Below are 19,270 nucleotides of genomic sequence, written 5' to 3'. Positions count from 1 at the left end.
CTACGCCTCCAACTGACTCTGGGGTGGCAACATTTTTAACAAACCATGCGCCTCCAGTTTACTGATTGCACCTGCAAATTCCGTGACAGATTGATTGTACTTACCCGCGATGTCTATGGTGTCATGTTGCCCATCGCTGTAACACAGCAGCATCTTAATATGATTCAGCTCATCCAGCTGACGAGTCCGCTCTTCACTGAAAAAGCTCAACGTCGGGTACAAGCCCCGACTCCCCAGATTAGGCTCACCGTAGGGGTGGGTATTTTCAAAGCGCGCACTTTGCTCAAACGCCAGGAAAATCTTTTCAAGCTTATCAATGCTATCCAGCAGTGGTTTGATCCCCATATACGATTTATTATCCAATGAGGTGTGATATTCCTTATAACCAGTATGAAAACTGCGGCTCACACAGCATACGGGGAACTGGAAACCGGGCGCATTATACTGGCGCTCATCAGAGCCACTGAGCGGACTAAAAGGGATATTACTATGGCCATGACCTTGTTCACTCAGGTGATACAAGAGTTTATCTAGTAACCCGTTGTCATTACGGCTATGTTTAAACACCAGCTCCAGAGGGTCTCCCCCTAAACAGTTCAATACCAATCCTGACACCAAGTTTTGGCGAAAATGCTCCTGCATCAAATGCAGCACCCCCAGGCTCCCTATGGTTTCCGGGTGCAGCATAAATCGATATGTATAGCGGCGATTAGGCCACTGTTTTATCCTGTGATAAAGGCCCAGTAATACCAGTGGCCCACTCAGTTCATTGTTCGCCATTGAGGGATGACACAGGTAGGAGCTAAGTAACACCTCCTGCTTTGACTGTCCTTCAAGGACGGTTTGAGCTATATCCAGGTGTCCGTCTACAAAGCGGCTCTTGATCACCGCGCGATATTGACCCGGTTTGAGCTGATCACGACGTGTCTGGCTAAGACAAAATCCCCAGCGCTTTTTATAGTAACTGGTGACATAAGGGACGGCTTCGGGTAACTCAGGCAAACTGTACAAATGAGATTGCAATTCTTCCAGAGACAGTGTGGTGTCCACCGGCTCAGAATAGTTGACAACTTCCAGGTTAAGTCTGTGCATATCCGCTATGCGCTCACCATCTGGACCGAGTAAATATGCCTCATCACAATGCCACTCCTGCGGAACCTGCCAGTCAAACAGCGCGGTTCCGGAAGGAATTGAGAGTCGCTCCAGAGGCAGGTATCGACCAAAAATATCGTAGCTTTGCCTCAGCCCGGGACCGGTGATCGATCTGAGGATAGGAAACAGCTCATCGTAAAGGTCATTAAAAAACGCTTCTGTTTCTTGATACGACACTTGAGTTACTCCAGTCCCAGATCACACTTCTCAGTGTAATGATCACAAAAATGTGTATAGATTTCTTTGATATAGTTCATCCAAAGCTGATTTAATCGTTGATATTGTTCAAGACAAAATGCTTCGTCTTCATAGGTATATAACAGCGTTATCAACGGGCAATGATAATACAGCAACGACCCTCGAATTACGTGAAATAAGTGGCCCCATTTCGACTGCTTGTAAGCGTACAAATAGCGCGCTTGACGTCTGAGTTGATCAGCAGCTTCTTGGCGACTTGTAACAGGCTCTGCAGCAATACTGCAAATATGCTCGGTCAGTTCTTTTAGCCCATCCAGCGCAATGGCCTCTTCGCTAACATCGTCAAGCGGGAATGTACTAAAGCACTCTGCTTTTATCTGCTCAACCGTGGTTTCAATATCATAGTGACCTTCAATATCGAGCAGATCTTCTGCATGTACTGCCATCGCCTTATCAATTTTTGCACCGCTCCCCACATTGAGGCATGTCGTTACATCATAATATCTCAGCAATTTTTCCAGCTGAGCATGGGCTATCATAAACAGGTCATTCGACAGAACATGGCCACCAAAATTGCCAGGTAACGAGTGTCCTTCTATCTCGAGGTGGTAAAAGCCTTCCCCCTCGGTGTCGTCATTTCGTGCCCGGTAGATGCTGTCTTTGCTGTGATGTGCACCACCCGGCGCCTTGCCATTATCCACTCCAAACAGATACACGTTACGAAATCCCAGATATAACACGAACGATAACGCTGCATTTGCAACGACCGGGTTACTATATGGGATCTTAGGTAAGGTCTGAGAAAGATGTTGTAAGGCCAATATATCTAGCAGAGACGTGCCTGCTTCTGAGCCTTTTGCGGCAATGCCAGACCATTTATATCTATGGTTTGTATCAGGGTATAGCGTGCTCAGACCAACCAAATTAGTATTGGCATACACCTCCGGTGGCACTATTTCACCAAAGATCTTGTAGTTGGAATAAGGCCGCTCGACAAGTACATGAAAATCAACCGGGATCCCCTTTTTGTACAGGGTCGCAATAGAGGTGCCCGCAGCAATAATAATGGCCTTTTTGTGATTGCGCTTGATAAACGCCTCAGCTTCGTCCAGTGACGGTCCATTACCAATGATGAATACAGGCGTATCCTTGTTCAGATCTTGGGCTTCTTTGGTAAGCCAGGCAGCCTGATTACGGATATGATGGATACCATGTGCCAGGCCTGTCACGGCGTCATTATAAAAGCCATGTCCAAACTGGAAGCGAAAATAATCCTTAATCCACTGTTTTATCAGTGTATTAAGCTCTTTTCCTGGAGTATGTTGATAGCAAAAGCTACGCACCAGGGCAAATGCCCCTACGTCTTCGGCTACTTTCTCTACGTCCTGAATAAATAAACTGTGATCTATCCCTAAATGGAAGAATAAACACCCACCCTGTTCATCGATATCGGCAATAATCTGGAACCAGTCAGTACAAAACAGGCTGGCAAAAAACTGCTCAAAATCAGGTTCAATCAGAAAGATGTAATCGAACTGGGTTCGCTCAAGCAACAATGGCACATGATAGCCCAGACCAATGCCGAAAATAATGGCACTGGGAAAATGCTCAGGCATGGTGCTGAGCGGGGCAGCCCCTTGTTCGCGGATATCGATCATGAGCTTCGTCAGCTCAGTCATGTAGCGAACATGCAAACGCTCATCTTCCTGATGTTCGCCGTACCCAGTATAATCGGTCAGGCTCAAAACGGGCTTGCGAAGCTGTCGTTCAACCTGCTCTGTGGTTTGCTCTATCGGCGACTGAGAATAAATGGGCGCATCGCTGTCTTTGGGGACGAAGTTACCATGACCTGACGTGGTCACATGGAGACAAAACTCCTCTCTAACACTGTGATTGTTAATGGCCTTAGCAATATCTGGATAGTATTTCTCAAAACTTTGCAGGTTTTTGCTGAAACGCACGTTAGCTTCTTCTGCGAATTTCGCCTCGCGAGCCTGGTGCGCTGTTGTTTCGGAGAGTTTTTCGCTGAGGGACTCTAGTTGTTGTGATATGGGGTCTTTGTTCATACATCAGCCAATGTCGTATTAAGTACTTTTATACGCTTTGATCTTTTTTTGGTTACCAACAAACTGCGACAGCTCTTTTGCGACTGTCGTTTTATTTTGCTGTAGTGTGGCGGTGAGTGTCTGGATATGGTTAAAAAGCGTCAACGCTGCCTGCTGAATTGTTTCTGATTCAGCTAGCATGTCACTTGTTAATGTTGAGCGGAGTTGTTCGTCAAACTGTTTAAAAAGGCGCTGCGCCTCCTCAAGCTCGCCGGCCTGGCAAGCCGCATCTACCGCTTCTAAAGATGCTTCTATATCCGCAAAGTTAACCGACATTAGCATCAGCGCCATTGTCATTCAATGTCTGCTGACGAACGTCGACAGGGATAGCATCCCAGGCTGATTTAATTTCCTTTAACAGATTTGACACTTCGTCAATGATCGCTGGATCATTCTGAATGCTTGCATCCAGTAGCCGGTCTATCATGTAAGAATACAAAGCGTATAAATTCTCGGTCACTTCTCCGCCTACTTCAAAATCCAGGCAGCCACGAAGTGCTTCTAAAATCGCAGAGGCTTTTGAAATATGCTCTGCTTTTGCTTCCAGGTGACGCTTTTCAATTGAGACTTTGGCTAGTACCATTTTCTCTACTGCGCCAGCCATTAGCATTTGAATAATTTCGTACCGATCAGCACCGGCTACACGCGTTTTCAGTGCTTCTTTCTGATAATTTTTAACTCTTGCGTTGTACATAATGGCTCCTTACTTAGACTTGGTGAACCCTGGCAAATTCGCGAGCTGAGCGCCCAAATAAGATTGCGTTTGCTGCATCTGGGCAATCAATACATCCAGCCCCGCATACTGCTTTCGTAATCTCTCTTCTAAAGACGCCATGCGAAATTCGTGATTCTCCACATCGTCTTCTAAATCGCTGAGCTGGCCGTTCAAACCATCTTCTCGATCTTTAATCAAACCGCTCGAGCTTGCATAATTGTCAAGCAACGACTCTAGCTGCTTGGCGACACCATTATCTCCTGCAAACGCTGTGCCAATATCATCGAAGTTACTATCCATTGCATCATTAAGACTACGTACTAACGACGATTTTTCAAGGTAACCATCATTGTCTACCCCTAAACCGATATCGAATATGGTTTCAAATGGACCCGCATCGGTTAGGTTAGTGGATAAGGTAGTAATCAACTGGTCACTAAGCGTCCGCATCGATGAATCGCCGTTTAGCGGTTTACCAATCCGAGTCTGAAAACCGATATTCCCAATCAGGTTGTTATAGTTCGAGATAAACTCATCAATCAGCGTATTCACTGAGTCTCTGTCATAGTCGACATTGAGACTCGCCGTATCATAGCCATCGGTATCGTTCCCTTCACTCTTTGCCAACGCCTTGATAGTCATGTCCTGAACCGCGTCTTTAAAGGTGTTGGTATCGCTTTGTATTTCCAAACCATCAACCGTGATGATTGAGTTACGCGCAGCATCGTCTGTGGCAATGGTCATCCCGCCAGTGGTACCAATCGATACTTTATCCAGCTCTGCATTGTCATTCGTCACGGTAAGGTCATTGCCTGTACCACTAACATTGGATGTCAATATCAACTTTGACCCTGCTGCTGTACCGGTGTTTACTATGTTGGCTGTCACGCCAAAGTTTGTTTCAGACGCGTTTATCGCGTCTCGTAATTCACCCAGCGTCATACCCGCTGTCACATCCAGCGTGAAATTATTATCGGCCCCGGCGCCAAACGTTAACGTACCTCCGGTGGCACTCACAACATCGTCAATTGACGTGTAAGCACCATCTGCCGAAACGGCACGGCTCCCCTGTGCCAATTGTTTGACGGCAATATCAAAGTTACCAACTGAAATTTCTGAAGTCGGCGTCACACTGATGATGTCACCAGATGTTGGCTGCGTGATATTAGCGACCCTTTTACCGAAGTTTTCAGGGTCAGCTAGCTTTTTAACTGTGTCATTGAGTTTGGAGATAGCAGACTTAACCTCGCCCAAGGCAGAGAGCTCTACTTTCAAAGACTCTTCTTTCTTGACGAAGGCCTGCATCTTGGGAATATTTTCGGCATCAACCGATGCTTTAATAATACTCTCCAAGTCCAGACCTGAGCCGACGCCTGCAGACGTTATAAGTGGCATTTGCTACCTCCAATTCACTTTCATTTATGCTGTCCTGTCAAACAGCAAACCTTTTCCTGATACTTTATCGGCAAATTCCTCCAAAGCCTTAGCAACTTCGCGAAATTCCTCTGAGGGAATTTCCCGGATCACTTCATCATTGCCTTTGTCGATGACTCTGATGAAAGGCGGATTGCCTTTATCATCAAACTCAAACGACAAATTAGTTGCCGTGACCGGTATAAAGTCATTCAGCTTTGCCAGATCAGATTTCACCTGGGCGAATAATTTGTCCTGTGCATCAGGGTCAGCTTCTTCCTTTTGCTTGTCCTGAGCCCGCACTGAGGGGTTATCAACCAACTTGGTTAACTTTTCCACAGCCCGAAGCGTCTCTGCACTTTCCTCAGGCTTAATTTGACCAGGAGTGAGCACCGCATTATTCGAACCAAGCCCTAATGTTGCCTGAATCTCTTTCACAATACACCTCCAATCTCTAGTCTAACTGTAAGTATACGCCAAGTTTCGCGATTTCTCATGCAAACTTGACGTTACACTGTTATTAGCCTAAGAGCGACAGGGCGACCTGAGGACGCTGGTTAGCCTGACTCAGGATTGAACTACTTGCCTGTTGCAGGATCTGCATCTTGGTCAAACTCGCCGTTTCTGCAGCAAAGTCGGTGTCCTGAATACGAGAACGTGCAGCAGTCAGGTTTTCCGCAACATTTGACTGGTTACGAATGGTTGACTGGAATCGGTTTTGCACCGCACCCAGCTCCGCACGTTTTTTATCTACAACCGCAATCAGATTGTCCATACCAGCCAGTACTGCCTGTGCATTGGCCTGTGAAGACACCGAAATTCCCGCCTCAGTGAACACATCGGAGAACACTTTAGCATCCGCAGCTGCGCCTACCGTCGTACTGATGGTCTCTGTGGTGGTACTCAGTGCCACTCCGGTTACACCACTGGCAATTCCCGCAATACCAGACAAGGTAAACCCACCGTTGGCTTGCAGGTCGTTGGTTGTAGCAGCAACGTTTTGCATACTAAAGCCGATGGTTTGTACTGCGTCGGCACCTACCTGGAAGTTCGCGTCGTATGTACCGTCAAGCAGGTTCTGACCACCGAAGGTGGTGTCAGCTGCAACGCGGTTTACTTCCTGTGAAAGAGAGCGAATTTCTTCTTGCAGTGCCAGTCTGTCTTCATCGGTGTTTGAACCGTTAGATGCCTGTTGCGCAAGTGTTCTGATCCGTTGGAACATCTGAGTGGTTTCGTCCAGCGCACCTTCTGCGGTTTGCGCTAGTGAGATACCATCGTTCGCGTTTCGGATACCTTGATTCAGACCATTGATTTGACCGTTTAGACGGTTGGTGATTTGCATACCTGCAGCATCGTCTTTTGCACTGTTAATGCGCAAACCCGATGATAAGCGTTGGAAAGACGTATCTAACGCTCCTGAGGATTTATTTAATTGCCGCTGTGCGTTCAATGAACTCACATTGGTATTTACATATAAAGCCATAATAGCCTCCGCTTTATCAATATAACTCGCTGAGACGGGATACCCCTACCCTGCCAGCAGCGATGATTTAGAGTCCTAGATTTATAGTTCTCTAAGTCCGCTATCGACTGATAAAGCGAAAGCTTTAGCCTTATTTGCAAATTATTTTATTTTTTTTGTGTTATTAACCCTGTAATAGGCTCAGAGCCGCCTGCGGACGCTGGTTTGCCTGACCTAGTATAGTCTGGCTGGCCTGCTGTAGGATCTGGTTTTTAGTTAGTTTAGCTGTTTCCATCGCAAAGTCCGCATCTTTGATCCGAGATTTTGCAGCAGCCAGGTTCTCTGAAATATTGGCCTGGTTTCGGATTGTCGACTGGAATCGGTTTTGTACCGCACCCAGCTCAGCCCGCTTTTTATCTACAACCGCAATCAGAGCATCCATACCTGCCATAACAGCCTGAGCATTGGCCTGCGATGACACTGATATACCAGCTGCTGTGTAGACGTTTGAAAACACTTTGGCATCCGCTTCAGTACCAATATTTGTACTGATGGTTGCTGTCGTCGCACTCAGTGCAGCGCCCGATACTCCACTAGCAACACCCGCCACACCTGACAGGGTAAAGCCACCATTATCAGCCATAGAGTTAGTTGTAGCACCCACATACTGCATACTAAAGCCAATGGTTTGTACCGCATCGGCACCTACCTGGAAATTAGCCGAGTACGAGCCGTCTAGCAGGTTTTGACCACCAAACGTGGTATCACTTGCAACCCGATTTACTTCTGCCGCCAGCTGACGAATTTCTTCCTGAATTGCCAGACGGTCCTCATCCGTATTCGAGCCGTTCGCTGCTTGTTGTGACAAGGTCCGGATCCGCTGGAACATAGAGGTAATTTCATCCATTGCCCCTTCCGCTGTCTGGGCAAGTGAAATACCATCGTTAGCATTTCGATTACCCTGATTAAGACCCAGGATCTGCGATTGTAGTCGGTCCGAGATTTGCAAACCTGCTGCATCGTCTGCCGCACTGTTGATCCGCAGACCAGAAGATAGGCGTTTGAAGGACGTATCCAGCTCAACACCGGAATTTTGTAGTTGTCGTTGCGCATTAATGGAACTGACATTGGTATTTACAAATAAAGCCATGATTCACTCTCTCTATACAAATGCTCAGCATTGAGCTGTTCATTGGCGTACAAGGAGGCAATTGTTATCACTGGCCGGGGCTCAGTGAAGGGGCAATCCAATGCCGCTTGTACAAACTAAATTTCTTCTGGAATGAATAAAGCAAAGTGTGTGCCAACAAATTTTGACAAAGTGAATGTCGTGCCAGGGAATCGTAATATCGTGAACTGAACTATACTCTATATAAAGCTAACATCAGTGTAATGCCTGTAAGGAAGGGCCTTTCAGATGTATTGAACGGTGTTATACCACAAACCACCCCACGTATCTGAATAATAAATATAAAGAAAAAGAGGCCTGGCAGCCTCTTTTTTTGAAGTTTGAGAGTGGGTGTCAATATTTTTTCATAATATTGGCACGGAAAGTGCTAATATTAACGTGTTCATTGTTTTGATGAACTGTAATTGGATTTAAGCTCCTCCGCTTTATCATCCAATTGGGTGCCCTGGCTAATACCCCATCAAGTCCGGGCACCTGTTTTCCTACCTAACTTATCCCAGTAGACTTAGTGCAGCCTGAGGACGCTGGTTAGCCTGACTCAGGATTGTCTGGCTCGCCTGTTGCAGAATCTGCATTTTAGTCAAGCTTGCAGTTTCCTGAGCAAAGTCAGTATCTTTGATACGTGATTTCGCAGCTGACAGGTTCTCAGAAACGTTCGACTGGTTACGAATCGTAGACTGGAAGCGGTTTTGTACCGCACCTAATTCTGCACGTTTCTTATCAACAACCGCAATCAGGTTATCCATACCAGCTAGTACTGCCTGCGCATTTGCCTGAGATGATACCGAAATACCTGTTTCAGTGAATACGTTAGAGAATACTTTTGCATCCGCTTCAGTGCCAATGTTTGTACTGATGGTAGCTGTAGTCGCACTCAGTGCAACACCAGTTACGCCACTTGCAATACCTGCGATACCTGATAGTGTGAAACCGCCGTTTGCCTGCATGTCGTTGGCCGTACCGGCAACATTTTGCATACTGAAGCCGATGGTTTGTACTGCATCAGCACCAACCTGGAAGTTTGCAGAGTAAGAACCGTCCAGTAGGTTTTGACCACCAAAGGTTGTATCTGCTGCTACCCGGTTCACTTCTGAAGACAGTGAACGGATTTCTTCCTGGATTGCCAAACGGTCTTCGTCTGTGTTTGAACCGTTTGATGCCTGTTGTGCCAGGGTACGAATACGCTGGAACATTGAGGTAACTTCGTCCATCGCACCTTCAGCGGTTTGCGCTAGCGAGATACCGTCGTTTGCGTTTCGGTTACCTTGGTTTAAACCGTTGATTTGTGAAGTCAAACGGTCTGAAATTTGTAGACCTGCTGCATCGTCAGCAGCGCTGTTGATACGAAAGCCCGATGATAAACGCTTGAAGGAAACATCCAGCGAGTTGCCTGAATTGTTTAATTGTCTTTGAGCATTCAATGAACTTACGTTAGTATTTACATAAAGTGCCATGGTGATTCTCCCACTATAATCTGAGTGCTTACTCTTTGAGTGCTTACTCTGTAAGTGCCCACTCTCAAACTTCTAAAACTTTCTCTCATAGCCTTCGAGGTTTGTTTTCACTCTCCGGCTTGGTTACTTAAGTTATCGGGCAGCGGCAAAAATACTTTAGAAATTTTTCTAAAAAAATCTCATCCATATGTTTATTAAAGATTTTTAATTTCTAAAGTGGCATAAAGTGGGAAATAAATTGCCACCCTAAACTACCCAGATAAATCTGAAGCACTGCAACAAAGTCTATAAAAGTGAGCAGGTTAGAATCTAAATTGAATAAAAGAGAGGGAAAATGGAAGCGGTAGGGGTAAACCCTAAAAGCCGCTTCCAGGACGGATTACCTGATGTAGTCGAGTAGAGATAGATTAGACAACCGGCCAAAGGTGGCCTGCGATGCCTGAAGTGCAGTTTCATGTTTGGTCAGATCGGTAATGGCTTCGGCCATATCCAGCTCAACCAGCTCTGCTTTTGCAATCTTATTGTTAATATCCAGATCAGCATTCGCATCGGTGATACGCGTTGCGGTGTTGAGCCTGCCCCCCAGACCAGACTGAGTCTGTGAAACGCGGTTTTTTGCGTTATCTATACCAATCATCGAATCAGCCAGTACCTGGCGATAATCTTTTTCACTGAGTGTCGTATCATTCAATGCCGTAACCAGGTCATCCAGCATATTGAGTACGTTATCTCGCTCTGGTGCTTCAAGATCAAAGTCAATCTGCGCGGGCGCATTCCCCGTAAAGCTGAACTCCATTCCTTCAACCTCGATGTGATTTTCTTCATAGCTACCCGTTGCCAATACCGTTGCACCTTGCTGTAAGGAATAGGTATTAGGTGTTCCCGCTGTAAGTACCAGACTAAATGTATTCGAGCCGGCTGGCGCTGTTGGGTCCGGGTTATAATTGGCTTGATGAAATTGGTCAAATGGTCCCTGTTTGGTTACATACACATCCGAGCTCACGACCCCCCCCGACACAGTCGCAGTATTGGAGGCCACATTGAGCCGTGTTGGTACGCTCTCAAAAACATCAAACCCATTATCACTGGATTTAATTTCAACCCCTTCGGCAACCTTAATTTTATGCTGCCCCTGATCACCGTTGTATTGATAACGCTGTTGTGTACTGTTGTACGAATAGGCTTCTGTGTTATCCTGATAACCGGAAAAAATGTATCGGCCATCTTCCGTTTTCGCATTCATCAAATCGTGCACTGCCGTTTGGATAGCGCTTAGCTCTTCAGACAACGATGCTCTGTCGACATCAACCAAAGAGCCATTACCGGCCTGAACGGTCAGGGTCAAAGCACGCGTTAATGAGTCTTTAATGTTATCCAGCACACCCTCTTGTGTATCCAGACGACCTTTAAGCATGGTCAGATTTTTTGTGTACTGTTCATTGGTCTGGATCCTATCTGTGTACAATAAGGCCCGCGCCATTGCAGAAGGATCATCTGATGCAGTCAAAACACGCTTTTGCGTATTGACCTGCTGCATGGCTTTATTCACATCTTGCTGACTATCGAGAATTGAGTTCAGGTTATTCTGATACATCATATTTTGAGATAAACGCATAATTACCTCGCCGCACTTAATAAGGTTTCAAACACAGTTCTTGCTGCAGTAAGTACTTGTGCCGCTGCTGAGTAAGATTGTTGAAAACGCAGCAAGTTTGCCGCTTCTTCATCCAGGTTAACGCCCGCCATAGATTCATACCAAGCTTCAGATTGGGCTGCCAGTGCTTCGTAAGCCGCACCATTGGTTTTGGCCTGATTGGCCACAACACCAATTTCCGTTACCAGTCCGGCGTACGCTTCATTAAAGGTTTTCAGATTATCTGCGGTTGCAGTCGTCACTACGTTCTGACGCACCAGTTCCGCGCTTTGTAACTTACTAAGCTCGAGGCCATTACGGTTATCATCAAAACCGCCGGTATTAAACTCAATGGTGAATGTGTCACCCGTCGCTGGCGTCCCCTCAATATTAAAATCGAAGCCATAGCTGGCATACGCACCACCCGCCTGGGCAAGCAAGTTTTCAGCTGGCGGTGTAATGGTAAAAGTATTAGTACCATTGCCATCGACAATCTGATATTCATTGGCGTTTGCCGTTTTAGTCAGTGTGATTGTGCCATTGGTCAGGCTCGGTGGTGCCGCTGTAAAGTTACTCGTAGCAGGATCTGTGTTGGTAACAGAGCCTACAGAAATGTTTGCCGTACTCACATTACTGGCCGCAGTCTCCGTCCGTATTGGTGAAGCCAGTGCTAAACTTTCAGGTCTATCAGTTGCAAGTTGTAAATTCCCCGCAGTTCCCGAGTTAAGCTTAACCAGGAAGCTGTCACCCACATTAGCGGTCCCTGTCAGGTTCATTTGCAAACCAAACATGTCGACACCTGCCGCAACGGAGTTTGAATCTATCACCCCGCCAATCACGTTTGCAGTTACGGGCGTTCCCTGAACATTGCCCTTACTGTCTACCGCTGCAATTTCGACGGTGTTTGCTGCGGTATAAGTGACTCTGAAATCCGTCGCCGGGACTTCTTTACCTTTACCAGGCTCAACCGTAGCCGTTAACTGTGCGGTACTGGTATTGCTTTCATACGGATATCCGCCGACCGTTGGTAGCGTGAATATGTTACCGCCAAGATTACCATCCAGGTCCATACCCAGCTGGTTTTGCTGGTTAAAAGCATCGGCAAGTGATAGTCCGATTTGACCAAGCTGAGTCTGTGCTGGCACCAAAATATCATCACGAAATGCCATCAGGCCGCCAATCTTTCCTCTAAGACTGACATGATCCACCTCTAACGCCACAGCGGCACCATCAGTCACATCCAGCGTCAACGTTTTGTGGTTCGGATCGGGGTCGCCATCCATTGAGAAGAGATTAAAACTGCCATTTTCCATGACCAAAGATTGCCCGGAGCCAAGAAAAACGAGTTTTTCACCATTCTTGCCATCCAGGGTTTCGATGTCTACCAATTCAGCCAGATCTCTGATGGCCTGATCTCGTTGATTAAGCAAGGAGCTGCCGCTGCCATCGCTGTTATTACCATTGAGCGCCGCAACTTGGGCGTTCATGTCACTGATCTTCTGGATCAGGTTATTGGCTTCATCAGAATAAATCGACAATTGCTCATTTACGATATTGCTCTGATCAAACACAATGCCTGATAATCGATCCATCTGATCAATTAAGTTCTGTGCATCCGTCAAAAACAGGGAGCGCGCAACCGTTGAGGAAGGTAAATTCATCGCTTCCTGCATATTATTGAACAACGAGTTGATGCTCTGATTCAGATTATTAGACTCTTCACCAAACAAGGTATCAACCCGAGTGGCTTCCGTCACAAACTGTTCGTAGTAAGCCTCACTCGAAAGATCACGATTAAGCTGCTTCTGAGCAAACTCATTGAGTAGGCGCACGGTTTCACCACGTCCCACCTGGTTGTTGACCATAGTGGTGTGTTCAGTCCGCTCGCGAACATAACCTTTGGTATTCAGGTTTGCGATGTTTTTACTGGTCGTCTGGAGTAATTCAGAGCTGGCCCTGACCCCGGAAGTACCAATATTCATAAGATTAAATGACATCTTAATTTACTCCCTGATGCACTGACGCTGACAACATGGACTGAAATTCTCCTCTGTCCAACACACGTTTAATTTTTTCTGCATAATCTGGATCGGTTGCATACCCTGCCTGTTGCAGCGCATCCAGGTATTGGTCCGGATTATCTGTCTTAGTTAAAGCCTCTTGGTAACGAGGATTGGACTGCAGGAAATCGACATAATCATTGATGCTATCTTTCAGCGAATCATACGCTCTGAAGCTCGCTTGCTTTTTCACTGGTAAACCTTGCTCAAATTCCAGCGTCATTTTACTGGCGCTGTCACCCTGCCAACGCTTATCGGCTTTTATGTTAAACAGGTTTAAACTGCTTTCACCGTCCTGGCGGGCAATGATGTGCTTGCCCCAACCTGTTTCCAGTGCAGCCTGAGCAACCATGACAGCTGGATTCAAACCAATCTTGGCAGCTGCTGACTTAGCATGCTCCCAGAGCTGGCTAACGAAGGACTCTGGATCATCGAATTGAACATCTTTAGATGCACTTTCCATCACCTCAGGCTGTTGCTCAGCTTTCACCTGTGCAGCTTCACCATTGGCGATCCGGTCGCTTTGTAGCTCCGCACCGGTGCGCAGTACAGAGCTGGGCATATACCCATCCCGGTTAGGCGATAATTGCTGCACAATCAGATCTGCGAGACCCAAGCTCCCTTCGCTGGAGAGCTGCATAGACATTTGCTGATCATGCATGTCACGATAAAATTTGACGCTGCTGGAATTAAACGGACTATCTTTGTCCTCCAGAACCTCATTGGCCTTTCGCATGCTGGACAACATCATTTGAGTGAAAATTGACTCGAACTGTTGAGCCGCCTTACGCAACGCTTCTTCAGAGGCATTGGCGTCTCCGGTACTTTTCAGTGCATCCTGTCTTAACGAGTTCAGATCAGTTAAGTCATAGAAACTTTGGTTGCGAGTTGGATCAGTATTCATTGCTCGAAATCACATCAATATACATAACCAATTACAATGCAATTATTGAGCCAAAAAAAAGCCCCATAAAATGGGGCTAACTAATTGATTATAAAAGAAGCATTAAATGACGACTAATTGACCATGTATTGCACCGGCTTCTTTCAATGCCTCCAGTATCGCCATCAGATCGCCAGGAGCAGCACCCACTGCATTGATTGCACGGACCAAATCATCCAGGCTTGAACCGGGGTCAAATACAAACGCCCGCGAATCGTCCTGGTCAACATCGACAATGCTTTGACGCGTCACCACAGTATCACCCTCTGTCAAAGGCTGCGGCTGAGACACATTCATTTGTTCAGCAATGGTCACTGTCAATCCGCCATGTGTTATTGCCGCAGGCTGCAGTTTCACTTCTTTGCCAATCACTATGGTACCAGTACGTGAATTAACAATAATCTTGGCTGAGGTATCCGCTGGTGTGAACTCCAGGTTTTCAAGAGTCGACAGGTAAGCAACGCGTTGAGAAGGGTCGCGAGGTGCAATGACTCGCACGGATGCGGCATCCATTGCTTGTGCGCTTTGTGGGCCCACCAGATCATTGATTGTATCAGCCAGACGCTTCGCGGTTGTGAAGTCGGGTCGATTCAGGTTGAAGGTAATATGATCTCCCTGGGTAAACGGGCTCCTGACAGCACGTTCAACTGTACCACCATTTGGAATACGACCAACTGTTGGCGTGTTGATTACAACCCGGCTGCCATCTAGCCCTTCAGCACCCAGACCACCCACGATCATACTGCCCTGAGCAATCGCATAGACATTACCATCTACACCTTTAAGAAACGTTTGCAGTAAAGTCCCGCCACGCAAACTGCCCGCACTACCAATAGATGACACCGTGACGTCAATAGTTTGACCTGGCTTTACGAAGGCTGGTAACTCTGCGTGAACGGCTACGGCTGCCACATTTTTGATCTTCGGCTTTAGGTTGGCAGGCATAGTAATACCAAAGCTGTTTAACATGCCCTTGAAGCTTTGCTCTGTAAAGCGAGTTTGCTCCCCTGTACCGGGTAAGCCCACTACCAAACCATAACCAACCAGTTGGTTTGAACGAACTCCCTCAACCATGGTCACGTCTTTGATACGCTCTGCTTGCGCAAACTGGCTGCCAATAAGTGCCATCGTTAGCACGAGCACATTAAATAATTTCATAGTTTGCTTCCTCAAAATGGCATTATGGCGCTCATAAAGAACTTAGTCAGCCAACCTGCACTCTGCACTTCCTGCGTATCACCTTTACCTGAGTACTGAATACGTGCATTGGCAATACGGTTTGACTCCACGGTATTATCAGCGTTGACATCCTGTGGTCTGACTAACCCCTCGAGACGGATAAACTCTTCACCGGTATTCAGTGTCAGCCATTTCTCGCCTCTTATCACCAGGTTTCCATTTGGCAACACCCGCATCACATTGACCGAGATATTACCAATAAGACTATTCGACTGGTTGGCCTGCGCATCCCCCTGAAATGAAGAATTTGAGCCTGCATCTAACTGAATACTTTTGCTTCCCCAGTTGACCGCAGCGCCGCCTAAACCCAGAATAGGATCAACATTCACTTCACTATCTTTATCCAGTTTAGAATTGGCCGCTTTTGAAGCCTGAGTTGACTCTCGTAACACCACCGTAATGATATCCCCGGTTCGAAGCGCCTTTTTATCTGAGTACAGATCGTTGGCGTAAGCGTTGAACAACGAACCTGTTGGCACGACTGGCGCAGCTTCAGCTTCCGGATACATGGGCGCGTAGTAAGGATCGTCCCGCTTAACATCTTTATTTTGCGTTGTTGTACAACCACTAAGTGCTATACAGCCTGCCGCAAACAGGCCTAGTGTACGTAACTTGTCCATACTACCCCCAATCTTTTAAAGCTGCTGATTAATGTAACTAAGCATCTCATCAACTGACTTGATTACTTTCGAGTTCATCTCGTAAACCCGTTGTGTTTCAATCAAATTGACCAGCTCTTCGGTAACGTTAACGTTCGAAGTTTCCAGCGCCCCCTGCACAATAGAACCAAGCCCTTCAACACCCGGGTTCCCCTGAACTGGCGCTCCGCTGACAGCAGTTTCGGTGTAGAGGTTCTGACCAATCGGTTCAAGACCAGATGGGTTAATGAAATCGCTTATTACCAGCTGGCCGATAACCGTATTGGCAGCTTCACCCTGAATACTGACAGAAACCTCACCATCCTGAGAAATGGTGATGGAATTTGCATTATCCGGAACATTCATTTCAGGTTGCACCGGAAAGCCTGCCCCAGAGGTCACGATCCTACCTTCTTCATCAGTGGTAAACTGGCCATTTCGCGTGTATGCAATGGTGCCGTCAGGCATCTGAATTTCGAAAAAACCCGGTCCCTGAACCATCCAGTCCAATGAGTTTTCAGTGCTCAGCATGTTACCTTGCGAAAAGTTCTTCTGGTTGGCCACCACCTTGGCGCCCGCGCCAAGCATCAAGCCTGATGGAAGCTCGGTATCCTGAGAAGAACGACCGCCTGGTTGGTTAATATTCTGATAGAGTAAGTCTTCAAATATTGCGCGGCTTTTCTTATAGCCCACAGTACTGGCATTCGCCAGGTTATTCGAAATCACCGAAATATCAGTTTGCTGGGCATCTAGGCCGGTTTTACTGATCCATAATGCTGGGTTCATAATCTATACCTCACTCTCTTAAACGATACGCAGGAGCGAAGTGTGTCGCTCATCAATTTCTTCAGCTGTTTTCATCAGTTTCATCTGCATTTCAAACTGACGCTGAAGGTTTACCATGTCTACCATCTCGTGAACCGGGTTCACGTTGGACATTTCTAAATAGCCACTCATGACTTTGGCGGTAGGTGAAATTTCACAAAACCCACATACGCCGTCTTCGAGCAACTCCTCTTTTGGTCTGAACAAACCATCATTGCCTTTTTCAAGTTTGCTATTGTCTGCGCTAATAATCTTTAACCGGTCGACCACTTCTAAAAAGTTGGCAGGTGCCCCCTGAGGGCGCACCTGAATTGAGCCATCATCACTGAACACCACCTTCTCTACTGGCAAAGGCAATATAATGGGCCCACCTTCGCCAATTATTTGACGACCATGACTGGTAACCAGTGCACCATCTGCCGTGATGTTCAGTGTGCCAACTTTCGTATAAGCCTCATCGCCTGCGGCATCTACAACACTTATCCAGGATTTCTCATCTACCGCAATGTCCAGATCCCGGCCGGTTTCAGTAATGGCACCACCTGTCATCATAGTGCCTGGGCGCTCCTGCATCGCAAACACGCGTGTCGGTAGCCCTTCGCCAAATGCCTGCATTGAACGGGCCTGTGCAAAGTCAGCCTTAAACCCGGTAGTATTGGCGTTAGCCAGGTTATTTGCCTTCAGCCCGACACCAACCAGGTTTTGTTTGGCGCCTGACATAGCGACATACAGCATTTTATCCATGGGAACGACCTAAAAATTGTTCAATCTATACTGAATAAAGCAATATAGATGCCAAGATGATCGTCAAGAAAATGAAAAGGCCGCTAAATGCGGCCTCAAGAGGTGATTGGATTTGATTATCGGATCTGCAGGATATTCTGCTGAAGTGTTGAGTTGACTTCCAGTGCCCGCGAGTTTGCCTGGAAGTTTCGCTGCGCACTTATCAGGTCTACCAGCTCGTTTGTTAAGTTAACATTGGACTGCTCCAATGCTGAGGAGTTGATTGAACCCAGTGTTCCTGAACCAGGCTCTCCCGCAATAGGCTCACCTGATGTTAAACTCTTTTTCCATCCGGTATTGCCCACTTGCTGCAACCCCTGAGAGTTAGAAAAACGCACCATGGCAACCTGACCCAAATAGGTTGAGTCACCATTACTGTAAGATGCGACAATTTTACCGTCACCGCCGATATCAATCCCCGCCAATCGGCCCGTTGTAGCGCCGTCTTGTTCAAGCGCTTTAACCTCAAAACGGCTGGCGAACTGTGTAGGTAGTTTGTTTGACGTGTTTGCTTCATCGCGCCAATTCAGTTCCACGTTACTTGGGAATGTTGCGCCGTTTGTAAGCAAAGTTGATAAACCAGCACCTGCACCCGCTGGGATTGCAAACGAGTTAAAAGTTGTGCCTGTGTTCGCAACTTGCGGGTTACCTGTCGTGGATGGCAAACCATTTTGGTCAAACTGAAACTCAGTTATCGGCTCAAGTGGTGCGCCACTGGCTCCCGATGTATTAAACTGTGTACCATTAAGCGTTGCATACACTTGCCATTCATTGGGGTTGGTTGCAGGATCTTCTTTTACAAAATAAAGCTGAAGAATATGCGGTTCACCCAAGCTATCGTAAATCGTTGTTGAAGTAGAACTGTTGTAAGTTGCACTTTCTGTTGGGTCAAATGCCAACGTTGGCGCTGAAGCACGCGAGTCCAAGTTGAAAGATGAATACACACTGGTGGTTGCGCGTGGTGAACCAGAAGCATCTGGGATTTGCAGTGCTGATGATGTACTTAAACTGATTGAGGTCGTGTCACCGGTACTTGGGTCAACAGGGAAACCCTGTAAGAAATTACCCTGAGCATCAACGATAAAGTTGTCTTTGTTAAGTTTAAAGGCCCCTGCACGAGAGTAAGTGAAGTCCTGAGCTCCCAGCTCTTCACTCATCGCAAAGTAACCTTCACCTGTAATCGCCAGGTCCAGCGAGTTCTGCGTAAAGTTCAAAGAACCTTGGTGAAACTGCTGCGCAACCATAGTGGTTTGCACACCATCACCATTTTTTGTCTTACCAGCGCTAAATACGGAAGATGCATACACAGATGCAAATTCAGCACGCGATTCTTTAAAGCCCGTCGTATTAACGTTAGCGATATTGTTAGCTGTGGTATCCAGGTCTTTCTGAGCCGCAGCTAAACCAGTTAATGCAATATTGAAACTCATACTCTCACCTCTTGCGATTAAGGTTAAATCT

Annotated in this window: 17 protein-coding genes; all 17 read right to left on the bottom strand. The window is 46.8% G+C overall.

Features of this window, described 5'->3' with window-relative positions:
- Complete coding sequence (locus CWC22_RS06385) at nucleotides 1-1,329, bottom strand: DUF4910 domain-containing protein (RefSeq protein ID WP_138538136.1); 1,329 nt, start codon at nucleotides 1,327-1,329, stop codon at nucleotides 1-3.
- Nucleotides 1,330-1,334: 5 nt separating this feature from the next.
- A complete protein-coding gene (locus tag CWC22_RS06380) occupies nucleotides 1,335-3,416 on the bottom strand; it encodes a 6-hydroxymethylpterin diphosphokinase MptE-like protein (RefSeq protein WP_138538135.1) in 2,082 nt (693 codons plus the stop codon).
- 18 nt (nucleotides 3,417-3,434) lie between these two features.
- The gene (locus tag CWC22_RS06375) at nucleotides 3,435-3,746 is read right to left on the bottom strand and encodes a hypothetical protein (protein ID WP_230090626.1); all 312 of its coding nucleotides are present in this window, start codon (nucleotides 3,744-3,746) and stop codon (nucleotides 3,435-3,437) included.
- Nucleotides 3,721-4,149 carry a flagellar export chaperone FliS gene (gene fliS / locus CWC22_RS06370; RefSeq protein ID WP_010385621.1) on the bottom strand — a complete coding sequence of 143 codons (429 nt, stop codon included), beginning with the start codon at nucleotides 4,147-4,149 and terminating at the stop codon, nucleotides 3,721-3,723. Before fliS ends, CWC22_RS06375 begins: the two co-directional genes overlap by 26 nt.
- A gap of 9 nt (nucleotides 4,150-4,158) precedes the next feature.
- Nucleotides 4,159-5,565 carry a flagellar filament capping protein FliD gene (fliD, locus tag CWC22_RS06365; protein ID WP_138538134.1) on the bottom strand — a complete coding sequence of 469 codons (1,407 nt, stop codon included), beginning with the start codon at nucleotides 5,563-5,565 and terminating at the stop codon, nucleotides 4,159-4,161.
- A gap of 24 nt (nucleotides 5,566-5,589) precedes the next feature.
- Entirely contained in the window at nucleotides 5,590-6,021 is a 432-nt protein-coding gene (locus tag CWC22_RS06360; RefSeq protein WP_010385619.1) for a flagellar protein FlaG, read from the bottom strand.
- 82 nt (nucleotides 6,022-6,103) lie between these two features.
- Nucleotides 6,104-7,066 (bottom strand): flagellin, encoded by a 963-nt coding sequence (locus CWC22_RS06355; RefSeq protein WP_138538133.1) that lies wholly within the window; start codon nucleotides 7,064-7,066, stop codon nucleotides 6,104-6,106.
- A 163-nt stretch (nucleotides 7,067-7,229) separates the two neighbouring features.
- Nucleotides 7,230-8,195: a flagellin gene (locus CWC22_RS06350; protein ID WP_010385617.1), complete on the bottom strand. Its 966-nt coding sequence runs from the start codon at nucleotides 8,193-8,195 to the stop codon at nucleotides 7,230-7,232.
- A gap of 530 nt (nucleotides 8,196-8,725) precedes the next feature.
- Complete coding sequence (locus CWC22_RS06345) at nucleotides 8,726-9,688, bottom strand: flagellin (RefSeq protein ID WP_138538132.1); 963 nt, start codon at nucleotides 9,686-9,688, stop codon at nucleotides 8,726-8,728.
- Nucleotides 9,689-10,067: 379 nt separating this feature from the next.
- The gene (gene flgL, locus CWC22_RS06340; protein ID WP_138538131.1) at nucleotides 10,068-11,303 is read right to left on the bottom strand and encodes a flagellar hook-associated protein FlgL; all 1,236 of its coding nucleotides are present in this window, start codon (nucleotides 11,301-11,303) and stop codon (nucleotides 10,068-10,070) included.
- A gap of 2 nt (nucleotides 11,304-11,305) precedes the next feature.
- Nucleotides 11,306-13,318, bottom strand: coding sequence for a flagellar hook-associated protein FlgK (gene flgK / locus CWC22_RS06335; RefSeq protein ID WP_138538130.1), 2,013 nt, complete (start codon nucleotides 13,316-13,318; stop codon nucleotides 11,306-11,308).
- A 1-nt stretch (nucleotide 13,319) separates the two neighbouring features.
- On the bottom strand, nucleotides 13,320-14,285 hold the full coding sequence (flgJ, locus tag CWC22_RS06330; protein WP_138538129.1) for a flagellar assembly peptidoglycan hydrolase FlgJ: 966 nt from the start codon (nucleotides 14,283-14,285) through the stop codon (nucleotides 13,320-13,322).
- A 102-nt stretch (nucleotides 14,286-14,387) separates the two neighbouring features.
- Nucleotides 14,388-15,482, bottom strand: a complete 1,095-nt coding sequence (locus CWC22_RS06325) for a flagellar basal body P-ring protein FlgI (RefSeq protein ID WP_125563907.1) — start codon at nucleotides 15,480-15,482, stop codon at nucleotides 14,388-14,390.
- An 11-nt stretch (nucleotides 15,483-15,493) separates the two neighbouring features.
- Nucleotides 15,494-16,183 (bottom strand): flagellar basal body L-ring protein FlgH, encoded by a 690-nt coding sequence (flgH, locus tag CWC22_RS06320; RefSeq protein ID WP_125563909.1) that lies wholly within the window; start codon nucleotides 16,181-16,183, stop codon nucleotides 15,494-15,496.
- Nucleotides 16,184-16,198: 15 nt separating this feature from the next.
- Nucleotides 16,199-16,987 (bottom strand): flagellar basal-body rod protein FlgG, encoded by a 789-nt coding sequence (gene flgG, locus CWC22_RS06315; protein ID WP_010385605.1) that lies wholly within the window; start codon nucleotides 16,985-16,987, stop codon nucleotides 16,199-16,201.
- 18 nt (nucleotides 16,988-17,005) lie between these two features.
- Entirely contained in the window at nucleotides 17,006-17,770 is a 765-nt protein-coding gene (locus CWC22_RS06310) for a flagellar basal body rod protein FlgF (RefSeq protein ID WP_010385603.1), read from the bottom strand.
- 116 nt (nucleotides 17,771-17,886) lie between these two features.
- A complete protein-coding gene (flgE, locus tag CWC22_RS06305) occupies nucleotides 17,887-19,239 on the bottom strand; it encodes a flagellar hook protein FlgE (protein ID WP_125563913.1) in 1,353 nt (450 codons plus the stop codon).
- Between the last annotated feature and the right edge of the window lie 31 nt (nucleotides 19,240-19,270).

The sequence above is a fragment of the Pseudoalteromonas rubra genome (assembly GCF_005886805.2).
Lineage (GTDB): Bacteria > Pseudomonadota > Gammaproteobacteria > Enterobacterales > Alteromonadaceae > Pseudoalteromonas > Pseudoalteromonas rubra_D.
This window is presented reverse-complemented; position numbering and strand designations above follow the sequence as displayed.

Coding starts and splice junctions, on each gene's coding strand:
- CWC22_RS06345 (WP_138538132.1), bottom strand. CDS start 9,688: ATGGCACTTTATGTAAATACTAACGTAAGTTCATTGAATGCTCAAAGA.
- CWC22_RS06355 (WP_138538133.1), bottom strand. CDS start 7,066: ATGGCTTTATATGTAAATACCAATGTGAGTTCATTGAACGCACAGCGG.
- flgL (WP_138538131.1), bottom strand. CDS start 11,303: ATGCGTTTATCTCAAAATATGATGTATCAGAATAACCTGAACTCAATT.
- CWC22_RS06380 (WP_138538135.1), bottom strand. CDS start 3,416: ATGAACAAAGACCCCATATCACAACAACTAGAGTCCCTCAGCGAAAAA.
- flgK (WP_138538130.1), bottom strand. CDS start 13,318: ATGTCATTTAATCTTATGAATATTGGTACTTCCGGGGTCAGGGCCAGC.
- CWC22_RS06325 (WP_125563907.1), bottom strand. CDS start 15,482: ATGAAATTATTTAATGTGCTCGTGCTAACGATGGCACTTATTGGCAGC.
- CWC22_RS06375 (WP_230090626.1), bottom strand. CDS start 3,746: ATGGCGCTGATGCTAATGTCGGTTAACTTTGCGGATATAGAAGCATCT.
- flgE (WP_125563913.1), bottom strand. CDS start 19,239: ATGAGTTTCAATATTGCATTAACTGGTTTAGCTGCGGCTCAGAAAGAC.
- flgJ (WP_138538129.1), bottom strand. CDS start 14,285: ATGAATACTGATCCAACTCGCAACCAAAGTTTCTATGACTTAACTGAT.
- fliS (WP_010385621.1), bottom strand. CDS start 4,149: ATGTACAACGCAAGAGTTAAAAATTATCAGAAAGAAGCACTGAAAACG.
- flgH (WP_125563909.1), bottom strand. CDS start 16,183: ATGGACAAGTTACGTACACTAGGCCTGTTTGCGGCAGGCTGTATAGCA.
- CWC22_RS06350 (WP_010385617.1), bottom strand. CDS start 8,195: ATGGCTTTATTTGTAAATACCAATGTCAGTTCCATTAATGCGCAACGA.
- CWC22_RS06310 (WP_010385603.1), bottom strand. CDS start 17,770: ATGGATAAAATGCTGTATGTCGCTATGTCAGGCGCCAAACAAAACCTG.
- fliD (WP_138538134.1), bottom strand. CDS start 5,565: ATGCCACTTATAACGTCTGCAGGCGTCGGCTCAGGTCTGGACTTGGAG.
- flgG (WP_010385605.1), bottom strand. CDS start 16,987: ATGAACCCAGCATTATGGATCAGTAAAACCGGCCTAGATGCCCAGCAA.